This window comes from Arthrobacter sp. P2b (genome assembly GCF_900168295.1).
Lineage (GTDB): Bacteria > Actinomycetota > Actinomycetes > Actinomycetales > Micrococcaceae > Arthrobacter.
Window position 1 is genome coordinate 88,277 of the sequence record NZ_FVZL01000001.1, and the last position, 20,553, is coordinate 108,829.

Annotated in this window: 17 protein-coding genes; 8 read left to right on the forward strand and 9 right to left on the reverse strand. The window is 64.8% G+C overall.

All coding sequences use genetic code 11. The features are described from left to right. The first annotated feature begins 92 nt into the window (after nucleotides 1-92). Both B5520_RS00455 and B5520_RS00460 read left to right on the forward strand, forming a co-directional pair. A complete protein-coding gene (locus B5520_RS00455) occupies nucleotides 93-416 on the forward strand; it encodes a hypothetical protein (RefSeq protein WP_079595108.1) in 324 nt (107 codons plus the stop codon). Between the two features lie 240 nt (nucleotides 417-656). Further along, nucleotides 657-2,849: a discoidin domain-containing protein gene (locus tag B5520_RS00460; protein ID WP_079595109.1), complete on the forward strand. Its 2,193-nt coding sequence runs from the start codon at nucleotides 657-659 to the stop codon at nucleotides 2,847-2,849. A gap of 125 nt (nucleotides 2,850-2,974) precedes the next feature. On the opposite strand, the gene B5520_RS00465 is transcribed toward B5520_RS00460, so the two are convergent. From B5520_RS00465 to B5520_RS00485, 5 genes are all read right to left on the reverse strand, one after another. After that, nucleotides 2,975-3,856, reverse strand: coding sequence for an SDR family oxidoreductase (locus B5520_RS00465; protein ID WP_079595110.1), 882 nt, complete (start codon nucleotides 3,854-3,856; stop codon nucleotides 2,975-2,977). After that, entirely contained in the window at nucleotides 3,849-4,835 is a 987-nt protein-coding gene (locus tag B5520_RS00470) for a helix-turn-helix transcriptional regulator (protein ID WP_217700301.1), read from the reverse strand. The genes B5520_RS00465 and B5520_RS00470 overlap by 8 nt, the downstream gene beginning before the upstream one ends. A gap of 155 nt (nucleotides 4,836-4,990) precedes the next feature. Next, entirely contained in the window at nucleotides 4,991-6,025 is a 1,035-nt protein-coding gene (locus B5520_RS00475; protein ID WP_079595111.1) for a hypothetical protein, read from the reverse strand. Nucleotides 6,026-6,054: 29 nt separating this feature from the next. Further along, a complete protein-coding gene (locus B5520_RS00480) occupies nucleotides 6,055-6,915 on the reverse strand; it encodes a phosphatidylinositol-specific phospholipase C/glycerophosphodiester phosphodiesterase family protein (protein ID WP_079595112.1) in 861 nt (286 codons plus the stop codon). Nucleotides 6,916-7,092: 177 nt separating this feature from the next. Continuing rightward, nucleotides 7,093-8,271: a response regulator gene (locus tag B5520_RS00485; protein WP_368483711.1), complete on the reverse strand. Its 1,179-nt coding sequence runs from the start codon at nucleotides 8,269-8,271 to the stop codon at nucleotides 7,093-7,095. A gap of 675 nt (nucleotides 8,272-8,946) precedes the next feature. On the opposite strand from B5520_RS00485, the gene B5520_RS00495 reads away from it, so the two are divergent. The 3 genes from B5520_RS00495 (at nucleotide 8,947) to B5520_RS00505 (ending at nucleotide 12,210) form a co-directional block, all read left to right on the forward strand. Further along, nucleotides 8,947-10,050 (forward strand): type I restriction endonuclease, encoded by a 1,104-nt coding sequence (locus tag B5520_RS00495; RefSeq protein ID WP_079595114.1) that lies wholly within the window; start codon nucleotides 8,947-8,949, stop codon nucleotides 10,048-10,050. A 36-nt stretch (nucleotides 10,051-10,086) separates the two neighbouring features. Next, on the forward strand, nucleotides 10,087-11,091 hold the full coding sequence (locus B5520_RS00500) for a peptidase (RefSeq protein WP_254865425.1): 1,005 nt from the start codon (nucleotides 10,087-10,089) through the stop codon (nucleotides 11,089-11,091). Nucleotides 11,092-11,223: 132 nt separating this feature from the next. Beyond that, on the forward strand, nucleotides 11,224-12,210 hold the full coding sequence (locus tag B5520_RS00505) for an aldo/keto reductase (protein WP_079595841.1): 987 nt from the start codon (nucleotides 11,224-11,226) through the stop codon (nucleotides 12,208-12,210). A 105-nt stretch (nucleotides 12,211-12,315) separates the two neighbouring features. Here the strand turns inward: B5520_RS00505 and B5520_RS00510 are convergent, their stop codons facing one another. Then, nucleotides 12,316-12,789, reverse strand: a complete 474-nt coding sequence (locus B5520_RS00510; protein ID WP_079595115.1) for an SRPBCC family protein — start codon at nucleotides 12,787-12,789, stop codon at nucleotides 12,316-12,318. 172 nt (nucleotides 12,790-12,961) lie between these two features. Between B5520_RS00510 and B5520_RS00515 the strand changes: the two genes are divergently transcribed. The 3 genes from B5520_RS00515 (at nucleotide 12,962) to B5520_RS00525 (ending at nucleotide 16,939) form a co-directional block, all read left to right on the forward strand. Continuing rightward, entirely contained in the window at nucleotides 12,962-13,435 is a 474-nt protein-coding gene (locus tag B5520_RS00515) for a GNAT family N-acetyltransferase (protein WP_079595116.1), read from the forward strand. Between the two features lie 91 nt (nucleotides 13,436-13,526). Beyond that, complete coding sequence (locus tag B5520_RS00520) at nucleotides 13,527-14,084, forward strand: hypothetical protein (protein ID WP_254865426.1); 558 nt, start codon at nucleotides 13,527-13,529, stop codon at nucleotides 14,082-14,084. After that, nucleotides 14,081-16,939, forward strand: coding sequence for an ATP-binding cassette domain-containing protein (locus tag B5520_RS00525; RefSeq protein WP_079595118.1), 2,859 nt, complete (start codon nucleotides 14,081-14,083; stop codon nucleotides 16,937-16,939). Before B5520_RS00520 ends, B5520_RS00525 begins: the two co-directional genes overlap by 4 nt. 153 nt (nucleotides 16,940-17,092) lie before the next feature. Here B5520_RS00525 and B5520_RS00530 read toward each other — a convergent pair whose 3' ends face one another. The 3 genes from B5520_RS00530 to B5520_RS00540 form a co-directional block, all read right to left on the reverse strand. After that, the gene (locus B5520_RS00530; protein WP_079595119.1) at nucleotides 17,093-17,284 is read right to left on the reverse strand and encodes a hypothetical protein; all 192 of its coding nucleotides are present in this window, start codon (nucleotides 17,282-17,284) and stop codon (nucleotides 17,093-17,095) included. Between the two features lie 293 nt (nucleotides 17,285-17,577). After that, complete coding sequence (locus B5520_RS00535) at nucleotides 17,578-18,840, reverse strand: ROK family protein (RefSeq protein ID WP_079595120.1); 1,263 nt, start codon at nucleotides 18,838-18,840, stop codon at nucleotides 17,578-17,580. Nucleotides 18,841-19,002: 162 nt separating this feature from the next. Further along, complete coding sequence (locus B5520_RS00540) at nucleotides 19,003-20,544, reverse strand: family 43 glycosylhydrolase (RefSeq protein ID WP_079595121.1); 1,542 nt, start codon at nucleotides 20,542-20,544, stop codon at nucleotides 19,003-19,005. Between the last annotated feature and the right edge of the window lie 9 nt (nucleotides 20,545-20,553).

Sequence of the window (20,553 nt, forward strand, 5' to 3'; positions counted from 1 at the left end):
TTGGGTAGGCCCCAGCGATGGGATGCTGTGGCCGCTGACCAGCAGGCATAAGCTGATAGGTACAGCTCCCTTCCAGACCCCGGGAGGTCATCGTGGACGCTGAAACCGCCACTGTGGTGGGTCATGATGTCACCACCATCACCTGCATCTGCGGCAACACGGTCAGCCAGGATGGCTTGATCCAGGCCAACTCGCAGGGCGTGCCCGTTCATGCAGGAGGAGATCTGCCGGTCCCTCCGGAGTTGGCGGCATGGCCCGCGGATGAGGACCTCTTCACCCTGTGCCCTAAATGCGGCCGTGTGTACCGCGACGCAGTCATCGAAGAGACAGGCACGGCGCCCGTTGCCTTCCGCGTGGACGTCGCCGCAGGACCAATCGCCGATGCCATCCGGGTGCACTGGAACCTCAGCGCCTGAAACGCCGAGGGCTAGGACTCCCGCCGTCGTACGTCCTCTTCGTGCGAACCAACCTGGGCAAGTAGTGGGCCTGCGCGTTGTAGGTAATTAATACTCGTGCGCCCGGCTGCGGTCTCCTTGTAGCGTCGAACTACGTTTTGTGGCGCCCTGGCTTAAGACCCGGGGGCTTCGGGGACCGCTGGTTCCCACCCCCCTGATCGCGAGGAGGGAATGTGAATTGTCAGGTTCCTGGAGGGACGCATGACTTTTAAGCAACGGCACAGGGAACCCTGGCGCGTCGAGAAGATGGTGCTGCTGGTGGTCACGGCCCTCCTCACGGTGGAACTGCTCGATGGCTTCGCCGTCGTTCCCCCCACGCTGCCCGCCGTGGATGCAACCGTCACCATCGATCTGGATACAACGCTCAACGAGTTCCCTGGCACCCGGGTCCTTGGCGCCGGCGTGGACGGCCTGGAAGAAGGAGAAATCGACAAGGTCTGGACCCCCGCCAACGTCCAGGCGATGAAAACGGCCGGATTCGGACCCATCAGCTACCGGCTCCGCACAGAACTCGGCGTCAAGGCCTGGCACTGGAATCCGCGCGGGACATGGAGCGACCCCGCTGCGGAGCAGGGGTACTGGGTCTCCTCGGATGAACCGAAGGAAGATTACCGGGCGTCCCAGGGGTACCGCCTTCCCCGCCGCGGAAACACCATCGACCAGGGAAAGAACGACGGCTACTCCCGGCTCTCCGACGGAGACCTCTCCACGTTCTGGAAGAGCAACCCGTACCTGGACTCGCACTTCACCGGGGAACCGGACGATCTGAACCCGCAGTGGATCATGGCCGTCTTCCCCCACGCTTTTCCGATCGACACCGTGATGTTCGACTGGGGTACGCCGTTCGCCACGGGTTTCAAGGTGCAGTACTGGTCCGGCAAGGACGCCCACTTTCCGGTTGACGACGGGAAATGGGTCGACTTTCCGCTAAGCACCCATACGGGAACCGGCGGTTCCCAGACCGTACGGATCGCGCCCCAACCGATGGATGTGCAGTATCTGCGCATCGTGCTGACCCAGGATTCGGACACCGCTCCGGCGGGTTCCACCGATGTCCGTGACAAGCTCGGATTCGCCGTGCGCGAGCTCTCCATCGGGCAGGAGACGGCCGACGGGTTTGTCGATTACATCGCCCATACGCCCTCCCAGGAGCAGACGGAGATGTGGACGTCCTCCACCGACCCGTGGCACAGTGCAGGCGACATCGACAAACACTACGAGCACGCCAGCTTCGAGCGGCTCTTCGACAGCGGCATCACCAACGGCCAGCCGATGATGGTTCCGGTTCCCGCACTGTACGGCGTGCCGGAGGACGCCGCAGCCCTGCTGCGCTACCTGAAGAAGCGCGGCTACCCGGTGGAACGCGTTGAGATCGGTGAGGAACCGGACGGCCAGCTCGCCCAGCCCGAACATTACGCGGCGCTGTACCTGCAGATGGCCCGGGCGATGAAAGAGGTTGATCCCGCCGTCGAGTTCGGAGGCCCGGGCTACCAGACCACCTTGCCGGAGTGGGTGCACTGGCCTGATGCCAAGGGCGTGAGGTCCTGGACCGGGCGCTTCGTGTCCTACCTGCGGGAACGCAACAAGATGGAGGACTTCGACTTCTTCTCCTTCGAGTGGTATCCGTTCGACGATGTATGCGCTGATCCGACCGCCCCGCTGGCCGAACACCCCAAGCTCCTCAAGGACCTCCTTGTCCGCCAGGAGCAGGCCGGCCTTCCGGCTGACATTCCCAAAGTGATCACCGAGTACGGGTACTCCTCCTTCGCCGGCCAGGTGGAACTGGAATTGCCCGGCGCCATGATCAACGCCGAAACCGCCGCCCTCTTCCTGGCCCTGGGCGGGGAGACCAGCTACTACTACGGGCTGGAACCGAACTGGGTTTTCCAGGAAAAGGAAGGCAAGAACTGCAATTCGTGGGGAAACCTGATGATGCTGCAGTTCTACGATGAGTGGAAAATCCGGCCCCTGGCCGCGTTCCAGGCTGCCCGGCTTGTGAACGAGCACTGGGTGCATGGAAGCGACGGCAACCACACCGTCCATACCGCCACCAGCGACATCAACAACCAGAAGGGTGAGCCGCTGGTCACCGCCTACGCGCTGCGCCGGCCCGACGGCAGCCTCGGCGTGCTCCTGTTCAACAAGGACCCGCAAAAATCGATCAAAGTCCGGTTGATGCACAAAACCGGCGGTGAGCACGACGTTGTTGAGGGGGAGATCGCGCTCGAGCAGTACGGGGCCGCACAGTACAAGTGGAACCCGAGCCAGGGTGAAGGGAACGGCGGACAACCCAAACCCAACCAACCGCCTGGTTCAAGTGTCATCAAGGCCGATGAGGCAGCCACCTTCACCCTGCCGCCGCACAGCATTTCCGTGGCAGTGACGGAGCCCTGACCGCCTTCTGACAAGGGGTCACTCCCGGCCCAAAGAACGCAGCGGATTGGGCCGGGAGTGACCCCGCGTTGGTGAAGGGGACGTACGACGGCGGGACGCTTCCCGTCGTCGTACGTTTCCGTTTGTCAGGCGTCGCTGAAGGCGAGGTTGCTTGAAAGGTCCCGGTGCGCGGCGGCCTGATCCCCCAGCGTCTTGGCGCGCGCCTCGAAGGTGTCCACGGCGTCCGCGCCGGCGGCGAACCGCAGCGGCGGCTCGTCCAGTTCGGCCAGCTGGATCAGGGCATCGGCGAGCTTGGCCGGGTCTCCCCACTGCTGGCCGTCCATGCTCGTCCAGGCTTTGACTGTCTGCTCGGTGCGCTCGGCGTAGTCCTCGATGGTGGAGTCGGCGTAGCTGGTGGATTCCGGGGTCAGCAGCTCGGTGCGGAAGAACCCGGGCTCCACGATCATGGACCGGATGCCGAACGGGGCCACTTCCGGCGCCAGCGACTCGGCCCAGCCCTCCAGGCCGAACTTTGAGGCGGCGTATGCGGTGAGGAACTCCCCGCCCGCGATGCCGGCGGTGGAGGAGATGGTGACCAGCAGGCCGGATCGCTGGGCCCGCAGGACCGGCAGGGCGGCGCGGGTGACGTTGATGGGGCCGAACATGGTGGTTTCGATCTGGGCCCGGAAGTCCTGCGGCGTGATTTCCTCGAAGAACCCGGCGTAGAAGTTCCCGGCGTTGTTCACCAGAACGTCGACCCGGCCGAACCGGTCCACGGCTGCGAGCACCGCGGCGGTAGCGTCCGCTTCGTCGGTGACGTCCAGCTTCAGGGCCAGGAGGTCCTCATGGTCGCCGACCGCCTGGCTGATCTTTTCGGGATTGCGGCCGGAGGCCACCACCGCGTGCCCGGCGGCCAGGGCAGCTTTGGCGATGTCTGTGCCCAGTCCGCGGCCGGCGCCGGTGATGAACCAGACCTTCTTGCCGGTCCGGTTAGCGTTCTGTTCTGTCGATGGGCTCTGCTCAGTCATGTGGTTCTGTCTTTCCTGTGATGCGTGATTCCGCCTGCGCGTGGGGGCGGGCGGGGATAGTGGTTCCGCCGGCAGGATCGCCGGCGGTGGCTGCAGCGGACGGCGCTGACGCCCAGCTGGCGAGGAAGGCCAGCGCGCTTGCGGAGGCGGAACCGGGCTCGGCGGTGAAGGCGAACAGGGTCTGACCTTCGTCACCGGGGAGGTGCAGCGTCTCGAACTGCAGGGACAGGTCTCCGGCCACGGCATGGTGGAAGCGCTTGGTTCCGGTGGTGTGGATCCGCACGTCGTGCCCAGCCCAGAGCGCGGCGAACTGTCCGTTGCGTGTGATCAGCTCCCCCACCAGCTCGTTCAGCGCCCGGTCATGGGGATTCCGGCCCGATTCCGAGCGCAGCATCGCAACCGTGGTGGCCGCCACCGCATTCCAGTCGGGGTACAGGTCACCGGCGGCCGGGTCGAGGAAGAGGTAGCGTGCCTGGTTCGGCAGCCTGCCCTGCAGGTCCGGCCCGTACGACACCTCCGAGTTGAACACGTCCGCGTACAGTGCCCTGCCCAGGAGGTTGGCGGCGAGCACGTCCGAGCGGCCGTTCTGCAGTATCGCTGCCGCGCCGGTCATCCCGTCCAGCAGGCGCAGAACCCCAGGGCGGACCCGCTGCTGGGAAGGACGCCGGGGCGTCCGACGGCGTGACGGCGCGTTCGCCGTCCTTGCCAGGTCCATCAGATGTGCCCGTTCGGCCTCGTCCAGCTGAAGGGCCGACGCCACGGCTTCGAGGACCGAGTCGGAGACGCCGCGGAGGCTGCCCCGTTCCAGCCGCGTGTAGTAATCGGTGCTCACCCCGGCCAGCTGGGCCACCTCCTCACGCCGCAGGCCCGGCACGCGGCGCAGCTCCCCGTAGCTGGGGATGCCGGCCTGCTCCGGGCTGACCTTCGCGCGGCGTGAGATCAGGAACTGGCGGATGTCGTCTTTTCTGTCCACATCCATCACGCTACGCAGCTTGGCCGGTCGGTGGCAGTGTCCACCAGACACCCCCAGATGCGGAGGGGAACGACGGCAGCAGGCACCACGAAAGCAGCCAGCGCAAAAGGAAGCGGCCGACGGCGGGAGGTTCCCGCCGTCGGCCGTTTTTCCTTTGGTGCCTAGGAGCTGAAGGGGACTTTTTCCCAGCTCAGGACCTCGCCGCCGTCGGCGCTGTTGCCGGCCACCGTGAACCGGACGTAGTTGGTGGCGTTGGCCGAGCCGTCCACGGTGATGCGCTGCAGGTCGTCCGCGGGGGCCTGGCCGTAGATGTCCAGCCACGGTGAGCCCTCGGCCAGGGGCTGGTTCTCGGCGAAGATGTGGCTGTCGCCGTTGATGAGGTAGACGGGGCGGTCAAAGCCGTTGGTTTCCTCGACAATGGCCTGGACGATCTCGCGGAACCCGGACACCAGGTCAGGGTTTGCCGTGGCAGCGGCCAGCAGCGACGGGTCGAACATGTCGGCCTGCGTCATCAGCACCACGGCGCGGTCGTTGCGGCGCTCGGCGTCATCGAACGTTTCGCGGATCTGGTCCAGGACCGCGTCCGTCCGGTGCTCAACTTCGGCCAACTGCTCGGGGGTGGCCGTGGTTTCGCCCAAGCCGCTCCACGGCAGGAGCGAGTTGTTGCTGCCCTGGATGTTCAGGACGGAGAAGGCCACCCGGTTCTGGGTGAAGCGGACGTTTTCCGGCAGTCCGAGGCTCTCCTGAGTCTTGACCGGCATGGTGGCGCCCAGGGTCTTGCCGGGTTCGTTGAAGAAGACTTCACGCAGCTTGCCCAGCCGTTCCAGCGGGTTGTAGGCCCCGTTGTTGGTCCGGTGGCAGTCGACCCATTCGTTGTCGCCCGGGGTGAAGACCAGCGGGTGCTCGAAGGTGTCGAACTGGGTGCGGATGTTGGCGAAGTACTCATCCGAGCAGACCGAGGAGCCGTTCTTGATGTCGCCCACATGGGTGACGAACTTCAGGGCACTGTCGGCGTTGATGTCCTGGATGCGGGCGGGGAACTTGGCGATTTCGGCCTCGCCGTAGGGGATGTCGCCGATGACGCCGAAGGTGAAGGCGTCGCTGGTGCTGTCAGCGGCCGTGGCGGGCTGGGACACAAGGAGGCCAAGTGCCAGGACGGCTGCCGCCGTCGTCGTTTTGATGGTCTTTGAAGGCATGGAACTTGTTCCTGTTTCTCTGGGAAGGGCTATGCCGCGCGGGCGGTGTGGAACTGCTGCAGTCCGGCGAGGTCGTCGGTGTTGATGTGGTCCACGCCGGCGTCGGCAAGCTCGGTCCACAACGCGTCGCGGGCTGGGCCCGGCAGGTCCGGCGTCGCCCAGAAGCGGACGCGGTAACCGTGCGCGTGCGCCTCGGCAACGTAGGCGTGCAGCTTGGCGCGCTCAGCCTCGGGCATCGGTCCGACGCCCTGCCAGGTGAAGAGCCTGGTCCAGTTGTCGCTGACCAGCGGCATCAGGTCGGCGGGCTTGCCGGAGCTGAGGTCGGCGGAGCGGCCGTCGTAGAAGCTGAACCGCTTTTCCTGTGCCTGCATGGTGGCGAGCGGGCGGTTGCCGCTGATGACGGCGGTGACCGGGCCGGTCTTGGTGGTGCCGTTGGTGTAGCGGCTCATGATGTCGCGGTGCTCGGCCAGTTCCTGCTCGATGGCGGCGTAGGTGGCCTCGCCTTCGCTCTTGATGTCGATCAGGAGCTGCAGGCTGCCGTCCCACTGCGGGTAGACGCTGTGGCCCTGCTGGCTTCGGACCAGGTCCTGCAGCGGGTCAAGGTAGAGGCTTTCGAGTGTGACGCCGGGCTGGACGTCCTCCAGGTCGTGGGCCACCAGCAGCTCGCCGTCCACCAGCCAGACGTCCGCTTCGACGCTGGTGAAGCCGTGCTCCAGCGCGTCGAACAGGGGGCGGTCATGCTCATAGTCGTTGTGCGCATGTGCCTGGGCCAGCGGCTGGCCGACGACGACGGGCGCAGGCTTGGTTGCCTCGGCCTGGGCTGGTGCTGCGGCCGTCCCAGCCAGGGAGGCGAGGACAGCGACGGTGGCAAGGGTGCTTTTCACGAACACGGAGTACTCCTGGTACCTCGGGGATGTCCGCCCGGCTGGGGTGCGCCGGGCAGAAGGGGGGCGTGAAAAGACTGCTGGCCGCGGGAGAACGGCGGAGGACGTGTTGTTTGCCGGCGGGTGAACTGGAAGGGACCAATCCCCCGCCGCGGCGCCGGCATGCCGGGGCTTATCCCTGCGTTACAGCGCCCCGAGGTAGATGCTGACGGCCGTACCACCGCTGGGGGCAGGAGAAATCTCCAGCCGTCCGCCATGTGCGGTAGCGATCCTGGCGCACGTGGCCAGGCCCAGTCCGGTGCCGGCGGGGTCGCCTGCACGGTGCAGCCGGACCAGCGGTTCGACTACCCTGCGACGGTCCGTGGCCGCGATCCCCTTGCCGTTGTCCTCGACCCGGACCACTGCACCGGCTCCGACACCCTGCCCGCGGACGGTGATGACAGGGGGAACGCCCGGGCGCCGGTACGCCACCGCGTTCTGGATCAGGTTCTGCAGGGCCACGCGCAGCTGGCTTTCGTCGGCGTCGAAAACAAAATCCTCACAGTGCACTACGGCGCCGGCTTCCTGCAGGCCCAGCCCTAGGTCCTCGGTGACGTCCCTGACCAGGCTTGCCAGCGACAGCCGGGACCGGGACAGGGAGCCGCCGACGGTAGAGAACGCCAGCAGCTCCTCCACCATGGACAGCATCCTCCGCGCGCTGCCGCCGACGATTTCCAGGTACTCTGCGGCCTCTTCCGTGTGGCCCGATTCTGCGTCTGTGGCACCCAGCTCGACGTAGCCAAGGATGGAGGTCAGCGGGTTGCGGAGGTCGTGGCTGACCCGGCCGGTGAATTCGGCGAGCCGCTCATTACTGTCCCTGGCTTCAGCCAGGGCGGTGGCCAGGGCGCCGTGAAGTGCCGTGACCCGCCGGGCGGCCAGCAGGCGGGTGTGCAGGATGAAAGGGTCCAGCGGCTTGGCCACGTAGTCGTCCGCTCCGGCCCTCATGCCTTCCAGCACGTCCTCCTGGGCGCCGTGCGAGGTCAGCAGCATGACGTACGTATAGGTGCCTGTTTCGGCGGCCCGGATGGCGCGGCACAGATCAAACCCGTCCAGCCCGGGCATCATCACGTCGCTAATGACCACCTGCGGACGCCATTCCTGGTAAAGCTGCCACGCCGCATCGCCGTCCGCAGCGACGATGCAGTGATGCCCGGATTTCTCCACTGCGGCTTTCGCCACGAGCCGGGACCCTTCGTCGTCGTCGGCGACCAGCACCGTCATGGCGGCCTCAGGATTGGCCTCCAGCAGTCCCGGAACCTGCGCGGCTTCCAAGTCAGGGTGGCCCAGTCCTCCCGGCGCACTCGAGGTCGAAGCAACCGTCATGATGCCCCCGTTCATCGTCACGAAGCCGCGCGCCACCAGCGCGCTGGACCTATCGTCCCACGGGACAGGCTGGCACGGGATGGCAACGGTAAAACGACGGCAGGAGGCTTGGTTCTAGCGGTCGTCCGCTTCTGCCTGCTGCCTTGTCATAAAGCGAGGGCCGGTGGTTGACCCTGTCGAAACCGCTCGACACCAACCTCCTCAGCGAGCAAAAACTAGCAGCCGCTGATGATTGCTATTTGTTAGAGAAGAACGCTGTCATAACAATGACGCCGCCGACGAGCCCCAGGACACGGAGCACCTTTCCTGCCGTGGCCTTCACTCCCTGTTCTTCTGCCTTACGAGCGGTCATAAAGGCCACCACACCATAGGTGATCCCAAAAATATATAACCCTGCGACACCGAAAATAATCGAGTTCCGCCGATATCTTTGGCCAAGCACAAATCCCCGGAAGTAAGAATCTGCTCATCTACGGACATAGTGCCCCTACTGGTTTTTGGGGATCAGAAAAGTAAGCGAAAGTTAGCCTAACCGCTGCGCATGTTTTCGACATGCTGTGACTTTAGGACGGGCTTATCGCGCAACAGAGGCATTGACATGTATTTTGTTGCTTCAACAGCTTGGTTAAACGCTGCTCTGCTATGGCAGCAACCAACAGTCTTGTAGGGGGACCGATGGAGTTCGCAGAAAAACTTTCCGCTTTGGCAGCAAAGGTGCGCCAGCAGCGGGATGTGATCCAAACAGAAGAGGCAACGAAGAACGCGTTCGTGATGCCGTTCATCTCCACCATCCTTGGTTATGACGTTTTCAATCCCTTGGAAGTCGTGCCCGAGTTCATCGCGGACGTCGGGCTCAAGAAGGGCGAGAAGATTGACTATGCCATCGTCAAGGACGGCGAAGTCCAGATCCTGATCGAGTGCAAGAAGTCGACCGAACCCGTGAAAATTGAGCACGCGTCCCAGCTTTTCAGGTACTTCGCCGTGACCAATGCCAGGATCGCAATTCTCACCAACGGCGAGGTTTATCAGTTTTTCACCGACCTGGATGCGCCTAACCGTATGGATGCCAAGCCTTTCCTCGTGCTCGATCTCAATGACATCGACCAGTCACTGATCCCGGAACTGCAAAAACTGTCGAAGGAAGTCTTCGACCTCGATTCAATAATCAGCGCAGCGGGCGAGCTGAAATACATCGGTGAACTGAAGCGGACGCTGGCCGCGCAGTTCAAGGAGCCAGAGGATGAATGGGTGAAGTTCCTGACCGGACGCGTTTACCCGGGCCCCTACACCCAAAAGGTGCGGGAACAGTTCACCGCCTTGGTATCCAAGGCGTCAAAACAGTTCTTGAATGACCAGGTCAACGAACGGCTGAAGAAAGCGCTGGGCGCACCCGGCTTCCCGCAAAACGAAGAAGCCGCAGTGGCTGCAACCGTCACCAGCGCTCCGGTCGCCGAAGCAGACCTAGCCGAGGCTGATGGCTTGGAGACGACCTTGGAAGAGATCGAGGGTTACCAAATCGTGCGGGCCATTGTCTGCAGCGAGGTTAAGCCAGCTCGTGTAGTGCAGCGCGACGCCAAGTCATACTTTGCAGTTCTACTGGATGACAACAACCGCAAGCCGATTGCGCGCCTGCACTTCAACCGGACGCAGAAGTACATTGGGATCTTCGACGAGAACAAGGAAGAAACCCGAGTACCCATCGCTTCCTTGGAGGAGATCTACGAACACACAGAGGCGCTGCGTGCGAGCGTCAAGAGCTACCTGCAGCCGCAATCCTGACCACATCTGACTAACAACCCGCACAAGGGGGCGCTGGTGGTATCGGGTTTCGGCAACAAGGACTCTTCAGGTGTGCCTGCCAACGGCCATGACATTCCAGGCGTGAGGCGTTCGCCGAGCGGTCGTATCCCACAGTGGGCGATTGATGAGGCACTCGGCAAGCTTGAGAATCCCGAGCCCTCGCGGACGGCGCCAACACAAGGCGCAGGAAAGAGGCGTCGCTTCCGGGAGACCAAGGCAGGTCGCACCCGTAAGTGGAGACCAGGGGTGGCCACGGTTCTTGGCGTCGGGCTCGTCGTCGGACTCTATTTCGCGCCATCATTGTTCGATCGGTACATCTTGTCGCAGGCTCTGCCCCACTTGCCCGGCTCTGAAGTCCCGCCGCCAGGTTTTGAAGCCGCTTCATCCCCACTTGGTATCCCGCCTGCCAGCACCGGGTCGACGGCGTATGTCCTGCAGGAGTCGCGCGATGCGGACCAGCCGTTTGTGACCTACGATCCGTGCCGTCCCGTTCACTACGTTGTCCGGACGGACCTGGCACCGCCCGGCACGGACCAGCTCATACAGGAGGCCGTGTCCGCCGTGTCCGCTGCTTCCGGACTGCAGTTCGTGTACGACGGGATCACGTCCGAAGCACCGACGAAGGGTCGAGAGGCGTACCAGCCTGATCGCTATGGCAAGAGATGGGCGCCGGTCCTGATTGCGTGGTCCACGCCGGAAGAGGCCCCTGAGTTGACGGGAAGAATTGCAGGGACGGGAGGCAGCGCCTCGATCCAGGTTCCGGGTGAGCCCTACGTGTACGTCACGGGCCAGGTACAGCTGGATGCGCCAGGACTGACTGAAACACTGGCCTCTCCGAATGGCCCGGCGTTGATTCGAGCCATCATCATGCACGAACTGGCCCATGTTGTCGGTCTCGGCCACGTGAACGATCCCACGCAGCTGATGTACGAAGAGAACAGCGGGCAACTGGACTTCGGCGACGGCGACCGCGCCGGGCTTGCGCTGCTGGGAACCGGCAAGTGCGTCCCGCGTTTATGAAGTGATGCTCCGCTAAGGGAGGGCCTGCCAGTACCAGTTACAGCAGGGACTCCCACAGGCGCCCCGAAAAGCCGTTGACTGGAGGAAGGCCGGGCACGCCCCGGCAGCGACGTCATCAACGAGGGAGACATGATGCATACACGGACACTTGGGCAGGGCCTGCAGGTATCGGCTATTGGCCTTGGCTGCATGGGGATGTCGCAGAGCTACGGCCCCAACCCCGGGGACCGCCAGGCAATGATCGGGGTGCTGCGCGACGCCGTCGGAATTGGGATCAACTTCTTTGACACGGCCGAGGTGTACGGCCCGTTCGTCAATGAGGAACTCGTCGGCGAAGCCCTCGCACCGGTCAGGGACGAGGTCGTCATCGCCACGAAGTTCGGCTGGCGGATCGAGAACGGCAAATCCGTAGGACTCGACAGTTCACCGGAGCGGATCAAACGCGTCGCGGACGAATCACTCCGCCGGCTGCGCGTCGACACGCTTGACCTCTTTTACCAGCACCGCGTGGACCCCAATGTGCCGATTGAGGAAGTGACAGGTGCCGTCGGCGAACTCGTCCAGGCCGGCAAGGTCCGCCACTTCGGGCTGTCCGAGGCCTCGGCTGCCACCATCCGTGCAGCGCATGCCGTCTTTCCGGTAACGGCTGTGCAGAGCGAGTACTCGCTGTGGACGCGGGACCCGGAGCCGGAAGTGCTGCCCACCCTGGCAGAACTGGGGATCGGGTTCGTGCCCTTCAGCCCGCTCGGCAAGGGCTTCCTCACCGGCACCGTAGATACGTCCACAGAGTTCGCGGAAGGTGACGTCCGCGGCACCATCCCGCGCTTCACGGCCGAGAACCGCGCCACCAACCAGGCCCTGGTGGACCACGTCGCCGGACTGGCCGCCGCCAAGAACGCCACCCCCGGACAAATCGCGCTGGCATGGCTCTTGGCACAGCAGCCGTGGATCGTGCCGATCCCCGGGACACGCCGTCGCGAGCGCCTCGAGGAGAACGCAGCCGCCACCACCGTGGCGTTGTCCGCCGATGAGGTCGCCGATCTGAATGCTGTCGCCAGCCGCATCGGCGTGCAGGGGAACCGCTACAACGACCTGCACATGGGCCTCGTCGGGCGGTAACGGCCTAACGCGCCTCGCACGGAAGCGGTCGACGGCGGGAGGTCCCCGCCGTCGACCGCTTCCTGTTTGTTGGGGTCGCTTCCCCAGCTGATCCCGCTGGCACTCCTAGAACTGCCCGGTGGGGCCGCTGTCCTTGACTTCGCCGCGCCAGCCGCCGGTTTCGGTACCGCGTGATTCGATGAAGGCCTTGAACTTACGCATGTCCGCCTTCACCTGCATCTCGTCGATCTTCAGTGCCGCGCCTGCCTTTTCAGTGACGGTTTCCGGCGCCCATTCGAAATGGACCCTGACCTTCGTGTGATTGGCATCCACCGGCGTGAACCTGATGATGCCGGCATGGGATTTGCCGTCGGTGCTGCGCCAGGCGATCCGGTCGTCAGGCTCCTGGTCAACAATCTCAGTATCGAATTCCCGCTGCACGCCACCCACCTTGGTTACCCAGTGGTTGGTGGTGTCGGTCAGCTGGGTTACGGATTCCACGCCGGACATGAACTGCGGAAAGGATTCGAACTGGGTCCACTGGTTGTACGCGGTCCGCACCGGGACATCGACTTCAACGGTCTCTTCAACGTGTTCCATCTGCTTGCTCCTCATGACGGACGGCCGCAACAGCGGACCGGCAGCACTGGCAATCCTGCCAGTCAGGCAGCCGCCACACTTTCACCATAAATCCGCCCGCTACCGGGGTCCAGACCCTAAAATTGCAGGTCGAAAGGGACAATTGACGGCGCCAGCCGGTAGATTTGAGCCGATGATTTCCATTGACCGGGACGACCCCACACGCGCCGACGTGCATCAACTCCTCAGCGAACACCTGGCCGACATGTACGCCACCTCACCGGCCGAAAGCGTCCACGCCCTGGACCACTCCGCCCTGTCCGTACCATCCGTCACGTTCTGGACGGCCCGCGAGAACGGTGATCTGCTGGGGTGCGGCGCGCTCAAGCTCCTGGATTCCCCGTCCGGGCCGGCGATGCACGGCGAGATCAAGTCCATGCGCACCACAACCAGCGCACGCGGCAGGGGTGTGGCTACCCTGATGCTCCGGCACATCCTCGACGACGCCCGCGCCCGGAACCTGGAGCGCGTCTACCTCGAGACGGGAACCGAGGACTACTTCACCCCCGCGCGGCGGCTGTATGCCCGGCACGGCTTCACCGAGTGCCCGCCGTTTGCCGGCTACACCCTGGATCCCAACAGCGTTTTCATGGAACTGGGCCTGTAGCGGGGACCCCCGCAGCCAGCGGGCTCGAGAACTGACGTCACACAACGCGACGGCATCCCGCTCCGGACAGGCAACGGCCTACCCTTGACAGGTGACTTTGACTAAGATGCGCACCGCCGCCGCGAGCTCCCTCGCCGCCGCCGGTCTCCTGTTTTCCCTCGCCGCCTGCTCCTCGCCGGCCGCCACCCAGCCAACCACCTCGGCACCGGCTTCCACGGCAGCGGCTTCAGCCAGCGCCGACGCCGGACCCTGCGAAGGCGTGAAGGTCATCGTGGATTCGGGCGCCCTCAAGCAGGATGCCGCCGACACCTCCGTTTGCGTGGATGTGGACGAGCCCACCGTAGCTTCCGAGATTCTCGACAAGGCTGACGTGAAAACCGAGGGCACCGAGCAGTACCCCACCGAACTGGTCTGCCGCGTGAACGGTGTCCCCGCCGCGGACTTCGACATTACCCACAAGGCCGGCACGTACCGGGAAGAATGCAAGGGGATGCCCGCCGCCTTCGCCTACTGGTCCCTCTGGGTGAAGCCCGCCTCCGGTGACTGGGCCTATGCCCAGGAAGGCCACGCCACCCTGAAGGTGAGCCCCGGCGAGAGCCTGGAACTGCTCTACACGGTCGACGGCGAACCGGCCGCCCCCAAGGCATGACCTTCCGACCCGCGCCGTTACGCGCCGCGGCGGCCCTGGCCGCCATCTTCGTCGCGGCGCGGGTCATCTACCGCATCCTTTTCCACGGGACGGCACTTGGCGGGCCGCTCCTTCTGGACTTGCCGGCAATCCGGCTGCCTGCCCCGTACGCCCATGTGGTCCTCCTCGGCCCCGTCACGGGATCCGGGCTGTGGGAGGCGGTCCTGTCCGCCCTGCCGATCGCCGGAGTCATCCTCGGTTTCGGCCTGCTCAACGCTTTCGTGGATGTGGCGCGCGGCTTCGTGCACCTGGCCCGGCGTGGCCCCGTGCAGGGTTTGGCCCGGACGCTTGTGGTGGCGTGGGCGGCGCTTCCGGCACTGGCCGACGCCGTTGCCTCCGTGCGCCTGGCCTTCCGGCTGCGGGGTGAAAAGTTTGGAGCCCGCGCCCTGGTGCCCGTGCTCGAGCGCACCCTTGAGCACGCCGGCCGGGTTGCCGCCGCCCTGGAGCTGCGAGGCTTCGGGAGCCGAGAGGCACACCGCTCAAGGAACGACGACGGCCCGCTTCTGGTGCACGCCGCCCAGTTCCGCATCGGTGCCGCTCGGCTGAACGTCCCCGACTTCGCCCCGCCGCGCGGCTCAATTTCCGTCATTACCGGGCCAACGGGCTCCGGAAAATCCACCATCCTGCGGGGCATCGCCGGCCTCCTCTCCCACGTTGACGGCGGAGAAATTTCCGGCACCGTCAGCGTCGGCGGAATGGACCGTGCCGCCGCCCCGCCCCGCGACACCGCCCGCCACATCGGCGTCGTCCTGCAAAATCCCCGGGCCGCGTTCGCCAGCACCCGGGTCCGGGACGAGATCTCCGTTGCCCTTGAGCTGCGCGGCGTGCCATCCGCTTCCGCCAATGCCCGCGTGCTGGAGGTCGCCGGGCGTATCGGGGTGACGGATCTGCTGGACCGGAATCTCAGCACCCTCTCAGCCGGCGAGGCAACACTCGTCGCCATCGCCGCCGCCGTGGTGGATCATCCTGCCCTCCTGCTCGTGGATGAGCCCCTGGCCGACCTCGACACCGCCGCCCGCGGACGCGTCATCGCCGTGCTCAACACCCTCGCCCGCGACTCCGGCGTCTGCGTCATTGTGGCGGAACACCGCGCGGAAGCGCTCGTGCCGGTGGCCGATTCCTGGTGGACCATCGACGACGGCGCGCTGGTTCCTGGTGCCGCGCCCGCGCCGTCGCACCCTCTCGAGGCCCGTCCGACGCCGGTAGAGCCAACGGACCTCGCACCCGTGCTGACGGCGACAAACCTCGCGGTGCACCGCAAGGGCCAGCCGCTCGTGCGCGACGCATCCCTGACCCTGCACCGCGGTGAAGTGGTGGCCCTGGTGGGGCCAAACGGGGCCGGGAAGTCTTCCCTCCTGGTGGCGCTCGCCCTGGGTGAAGGCACGGCGGGTGAAGGAAAGAGCGGTCCGAAAACGTACGACGGCGGCACGGGCGACCGCGGCCGCGTCGCCCTGGTGCCGGACGCCTCGGACGACCTCTTCACCAGGGATACGGTGGCAGGAGAACTTCGCGCCGCGGAACGGCGCCTGGCGCGCAGGAAGAACGGCGTACAGCCTGAGCCGGGTTACGCAGCTGCACGACTTGCCCGTCTCCGGGGCAACGTCAGCATTCCCATCGGCCACGAGCATCCCCGGGACCTCTCTGCAGGAGAGCGCCGGATCCTGACCATCACGCTGCAGACCCTGGACGACCCTCAGGTCCTCCTGATCGATGAGCCCACCCGCGGACTCGATCCCGCCGCGCGCACGGCAGTCTCCGCAGCGCTGCGTGCAGCGGCGGACGCCGGCACGGCCGTCCTGATCGCCACGCACGACCTCGACTTCGCCCACGGCCTCGGCGCCCGGATCCTCCCGATGCGTGACGGCGTCGCACCCTCTGCCGCGGCACCCGAAGCACCCGAACCGACCCTTCCGGATCTCCAGCTGACAGCTACCGGACCAAAGCCAGAAGTCATCAACGAACAAGCCGATTCCCAGGCCCTGCATAAACATCACCGCATCCGGCTGCCGCGCGGCGTCGAACTCGCAGTCCTCGCAGCCGCAAACCTTCTGGCCCTCGGTGCATTCTGCTGGCCGTTGCTCGCCGCGGCCCTCCCCCAGGATGCCGCCGCCGCCCTCCCCTACGCGGCGCTGGCCATCGCGCCGTTGGCCGCGGTCGCCGTCGTCGTGTCCCTCGACGGTTCCGTCCGGTCGGCACACACGGTGGCGTTGCTCGGCGTCCTGGCAGCGGTCGGTTCGGCGGTGCGGGTGGCGAGCACCGGCGTCGGGGGTGTGGAGGCGGTCTTTATCCTGCTGATCCTGGCCGGCCGGGCGTTCGGTGCCCGTTTCGGCCTGCTCCTCGGCGCCGCCACGATCGCCGTCTCCAGCGTGTTGTGGGGTGGAGTCGGGCCCTGGACACCGTTCCAGATCTTCGCCTGTGCGTGGGTGGGCGCGGGCGCCGGGCTGCTCCCCCGCCGGGTGCGGGGCAAAGCGGAGCTGTGGATGCTGTGCGGCTACGGCGCCGTGGCGTCCTACCTGTTCGGCCTGCTCACCAACCTGTGGTTCTGGCCGTTCGCAGTGGGCGCCGGCACCGGCATCTCGTACGAACCCGGGGCTCCGCTGGCCACCAACCTCAGCAGCTTCCTGCTGTACTCGCTGGTGACGTCGACGGCGGGCTGGGACACCCTGCGGGCCGTCACCACGATCATCGGAATCGTTGTGGTGGGGCGGGCCATTCTCGCCGCGTTCCGGCGGGTGAAGCCGGTCTCCAGCGCGGGCGGGCAAGTCGCGACGGCGCACTCAGCCCAAGCCAGGGACCGGCCGCAACTTAGGGTCTAAGGACCCCGCGGAAAGTAGCTCCTGCCGAAAGCCTTTGACTCGTATTGCGACCGTAAAGACTGCACATTGCCGCAGTCTCGGCTGGGGGGAACCAGCCGAGACCTCGGTTTCAGGTGTGCGCGTTAGTGCGCCGTCACGTTGGAAGAAGGCCGGCTAAATCTTCTGCCTCTCGTAATTGGCTTCCGGTCGGTGTCCATTGCCGCTGCCGTAGATGGGTGCTCCTGCGGCTGTGGCGTCCACGGCGTGCAGCTGTCCGGTGGCTGGGGCGGTGGATTCTTCGGTGGCGAGGATGAATTTTTGGTGGCCGTGTTCGACGACGGCGGCGCGCACGGTGCGTTGCGCCATACCCGAACGCTTCGTTCATTAAGCGAACGCGCGCAGAGCGCTAGCTTCGCCGCTTCCGGTTCACCCCGCAGGTGTAACAGACTCCCTCCACAGTGCCCGTTCCGGCAGGCAGAAGCACCCTCATACCTTCCGGGTGGTGGAACACGAACGCGTCGGTGGACTGTTCAGGGTGCAGCATGTTCTCGACACATTGAACTTCAGTCCACCCTGACGTCGGGGCGGCTGCCGGGTCCTGGGAAAATCGGAACTATCCACGAAAGATGCGCCGATGAGGAACGCTGTTCGGTACAGGACTAGGTTGTGGCTTTCACTCCTTCTGGGGACGGCCGGCCGTGGGCGAACCAGCGTGGGAAGGTTACGCCGAACAGTTGCTGGCGGGCCAGCTCTACTCCGCCCCGCAAGGGTTCTCGTTCGTCATTGGCCGACTGGAGGACGATGAGGTCGCGCGTGGCCAGCGGAAGAGACAGTTCGTAGATCCTCTGGCGGACTTCAGAAAGGAAGACCTCCCCAGCCGACGCCATCACGCCGCCTATGACGATGACACCGGGATTGAACATGTTCACCAAGGCCGATATAGCTTCTCCTGCCACCTGTGCCGATTTTCGAATGAGGCTAATTGCCAGCGGGTCCCCTTCTGCCGCGGCCAAAGTAATGTCCTCAGGTATCAAGGGAGCCTTTCCGGCCCTGGTGGCCAGCGGCCCTTTTGCTCCCTGCCCGATCGCCAACTCTGCGTCGCGAACCAACGCCCATCCGCCGGCTACTGCTTCCAGGCAACCGATCTTCCCGCAACGGCATTCGGCCTCAGAGCCTGCAACTCTGACATGCCCGATGTCCCCGGCGGCACCGTTTGCCCCGCGATGTATTCGTCCTTCGGACAACAGTCCGGCGCCCATACCCAACCCGATTTTGCAATAAATCAAGTCCGTGGGCACGTCTCGGCGGTGGGCGCGTTCTCCGAGCGCCAGGAGATTCACGTCATTGTCGACCCAAACAGGCGCATCGTATCGCTCCTCGAAGGGTGTGCGGACGTCGAAATCGTTCCATCCCGGCATGATGGCCGGTGCCGCAGGCCGTCCGGTGAGGAAGTCCACGGGTCCGGGAAGCCCCACCACCACGCTCCAGACGGGTTGCTTGTTCCCCTTCTCCAGTAGCTCGTCCACCATCGAGAACACCATGTCAATGGTTTCCCCAGGCCCGCGGGAAATGTCCCAGTTACGGTGCATGTGCTCCAGGATGTCGCCGTCCAGTCCGGCAATGCCCACTCTGACGTGCAGGGCTCCCAGAGCACAAACAACGATCATTCCCTGTTCAGCGCAAAATCGAAGCTTCCGAGGTTGGCGGCCCCCGGACGAGGCTCCGAATTCACCGTCAGCCAAGAGGCCCATCTTGATTGCCTGATCTACACGCTGCGAAACCACGCCGCGGCCAAGGCCCGTCAGTTTGCCGAGTTCCGGGCGGGTGATCGCCTCACCAGTTCGGACCAGGTTGATGATCCGCAGCAGGCTCGTCCCTTCATCCGTTTGGGCGCCAAAGCGGAGGGTGGACTCTGTGGTCATGCTTGATCACTCCTCCATGGCAGCGCGGACCAAACAGGGGAACCTGTGATGTTGGGACCCGTTCGCGAATAATCGAAAAACTAAGCCCATACTGAAAAATTGCCTTCCTGCTGGAGCAGTTAGAAGAGAATTAAAGCGCTACTGGCCCTGTTGCAGCCAAGCCTAGAAGGCACGGTAAGTGAAGTTCGTGAACCGCACTTCCCCTGTCCCGGCTGCGAACAGTGCCGGGCGCAGGCTGAGGAGTTCGTCGGCCGTATTTGTGTTGTAACCCTCCACGTTGAAACGCAATCCATGCCTGGTCCAGTCCGTCCCGTTCAAGCTGTAGTACTGGGTGACGATGTGGTTGTCGTTGACCATTCGCAGGTGTATGGTCCGGGCCGCTGGCGCTGGTTCGCGCCAGTACGGGATGGCCCTCCCGGCGCGGTAGCTGGTCATGCGGCCGCCGTCGTGGCCCATGCCGCAGAACAGGCGGTCGCTGTAGTACAGCAGCAGCCCGCCTTGGGCGCCGTCGCGGAGTTCCATCTGGACCGTGATCTCGTATCGCCGGTCGCCCGCGATACACGTCAACGCCGAGCTGTCTGACGGGCCTGATCCGCGGGCTTGCAGAACCAGGCCGGCGTCAAGGGATGCCCGAAGATACTCGCCCTGGGACGGGGCATGAAACGACCATTGGGTTCCAAAGCGCCCGGTGGAAAAATCATCGGACAAGGGCAAGCCGTGAGTCTGATCGGCTGTTAGAGACAGGGCGGGCAGGGGTGCCGGCAGTGCCGCCGAAAGATCTCCCCCACCGGCTCGAGGCCATCCGTCCTCGTCCCATTCGATGGGTTCCAACAGCGTTTGCCGGCCGAGGGTGGCGAACCCGTTCTCGTAGCCGTGATAAATGCTCCACCATTGGCCGTTGGGCCCCTCGAACAAGGTGGCATGGCCCTTGCTCCACCAAGGCTCGTTCGCATCCCATGTCCTGATGATGGGATTGCGGGGACAGTCCTCCCACGGACCGTCAATGGAGCGCGAGCGGGCAACAGTGACCATATGCCCGGTGGGCGGACCTGACGTGCCGCCCACCGCCGTCGTGAGGTAAAACCATTCACCGCGGCGGGTCAGCTTAGGCCCCTCCAGGGCGTACGCTTCAACCACCCAGTCGTCGGGATAGCGCCAGCCGTCGTAGACGTGCTCCACTGGTCCGTTCGTAGCCAGTCCGTCGTCGGTGAGCCGGACACGGCTGACTCCGCTGAGGAACAGATAGCGGCTGCCGTCCTCTCCCACCACGTGCCCCGGATCGATATGCCCTTCGATGCCCAGGTTGATCGGCTCGCTCCAAGGTCCTGCCATGTCCTCGGCATGGATGACATACGTCAGCACAGGCGCCGTTGGGTCCGGGGAAATGGCCGTGGGAATGATCGGTATGTAGATGTAGTACCGGTCGTTAACCTTGCACATGTCCACGGCAAACACGCAACCGAGGGGTGTTGGTAGAGCCGGCCCGAGCGGTTGCCAGTTCAGCAGGTCCCGTGAGTGCCAGATGATGAGTCCTGGCGTGGACTCAAACGAGGAGAAGGTCAAGTAGTAGTCATCGCCGTCTCGCAGGATGGCCGGGTCCGGGTGGTCCCCGGCGAACACCGGGTTCAGGTAGGTTCCATCGCCGAGGTCGGCCCGGCGTTGACCTTCCAGGCTCACGGCGGGAGGCGTTGTTTGGTATGTCATTCATCCAGT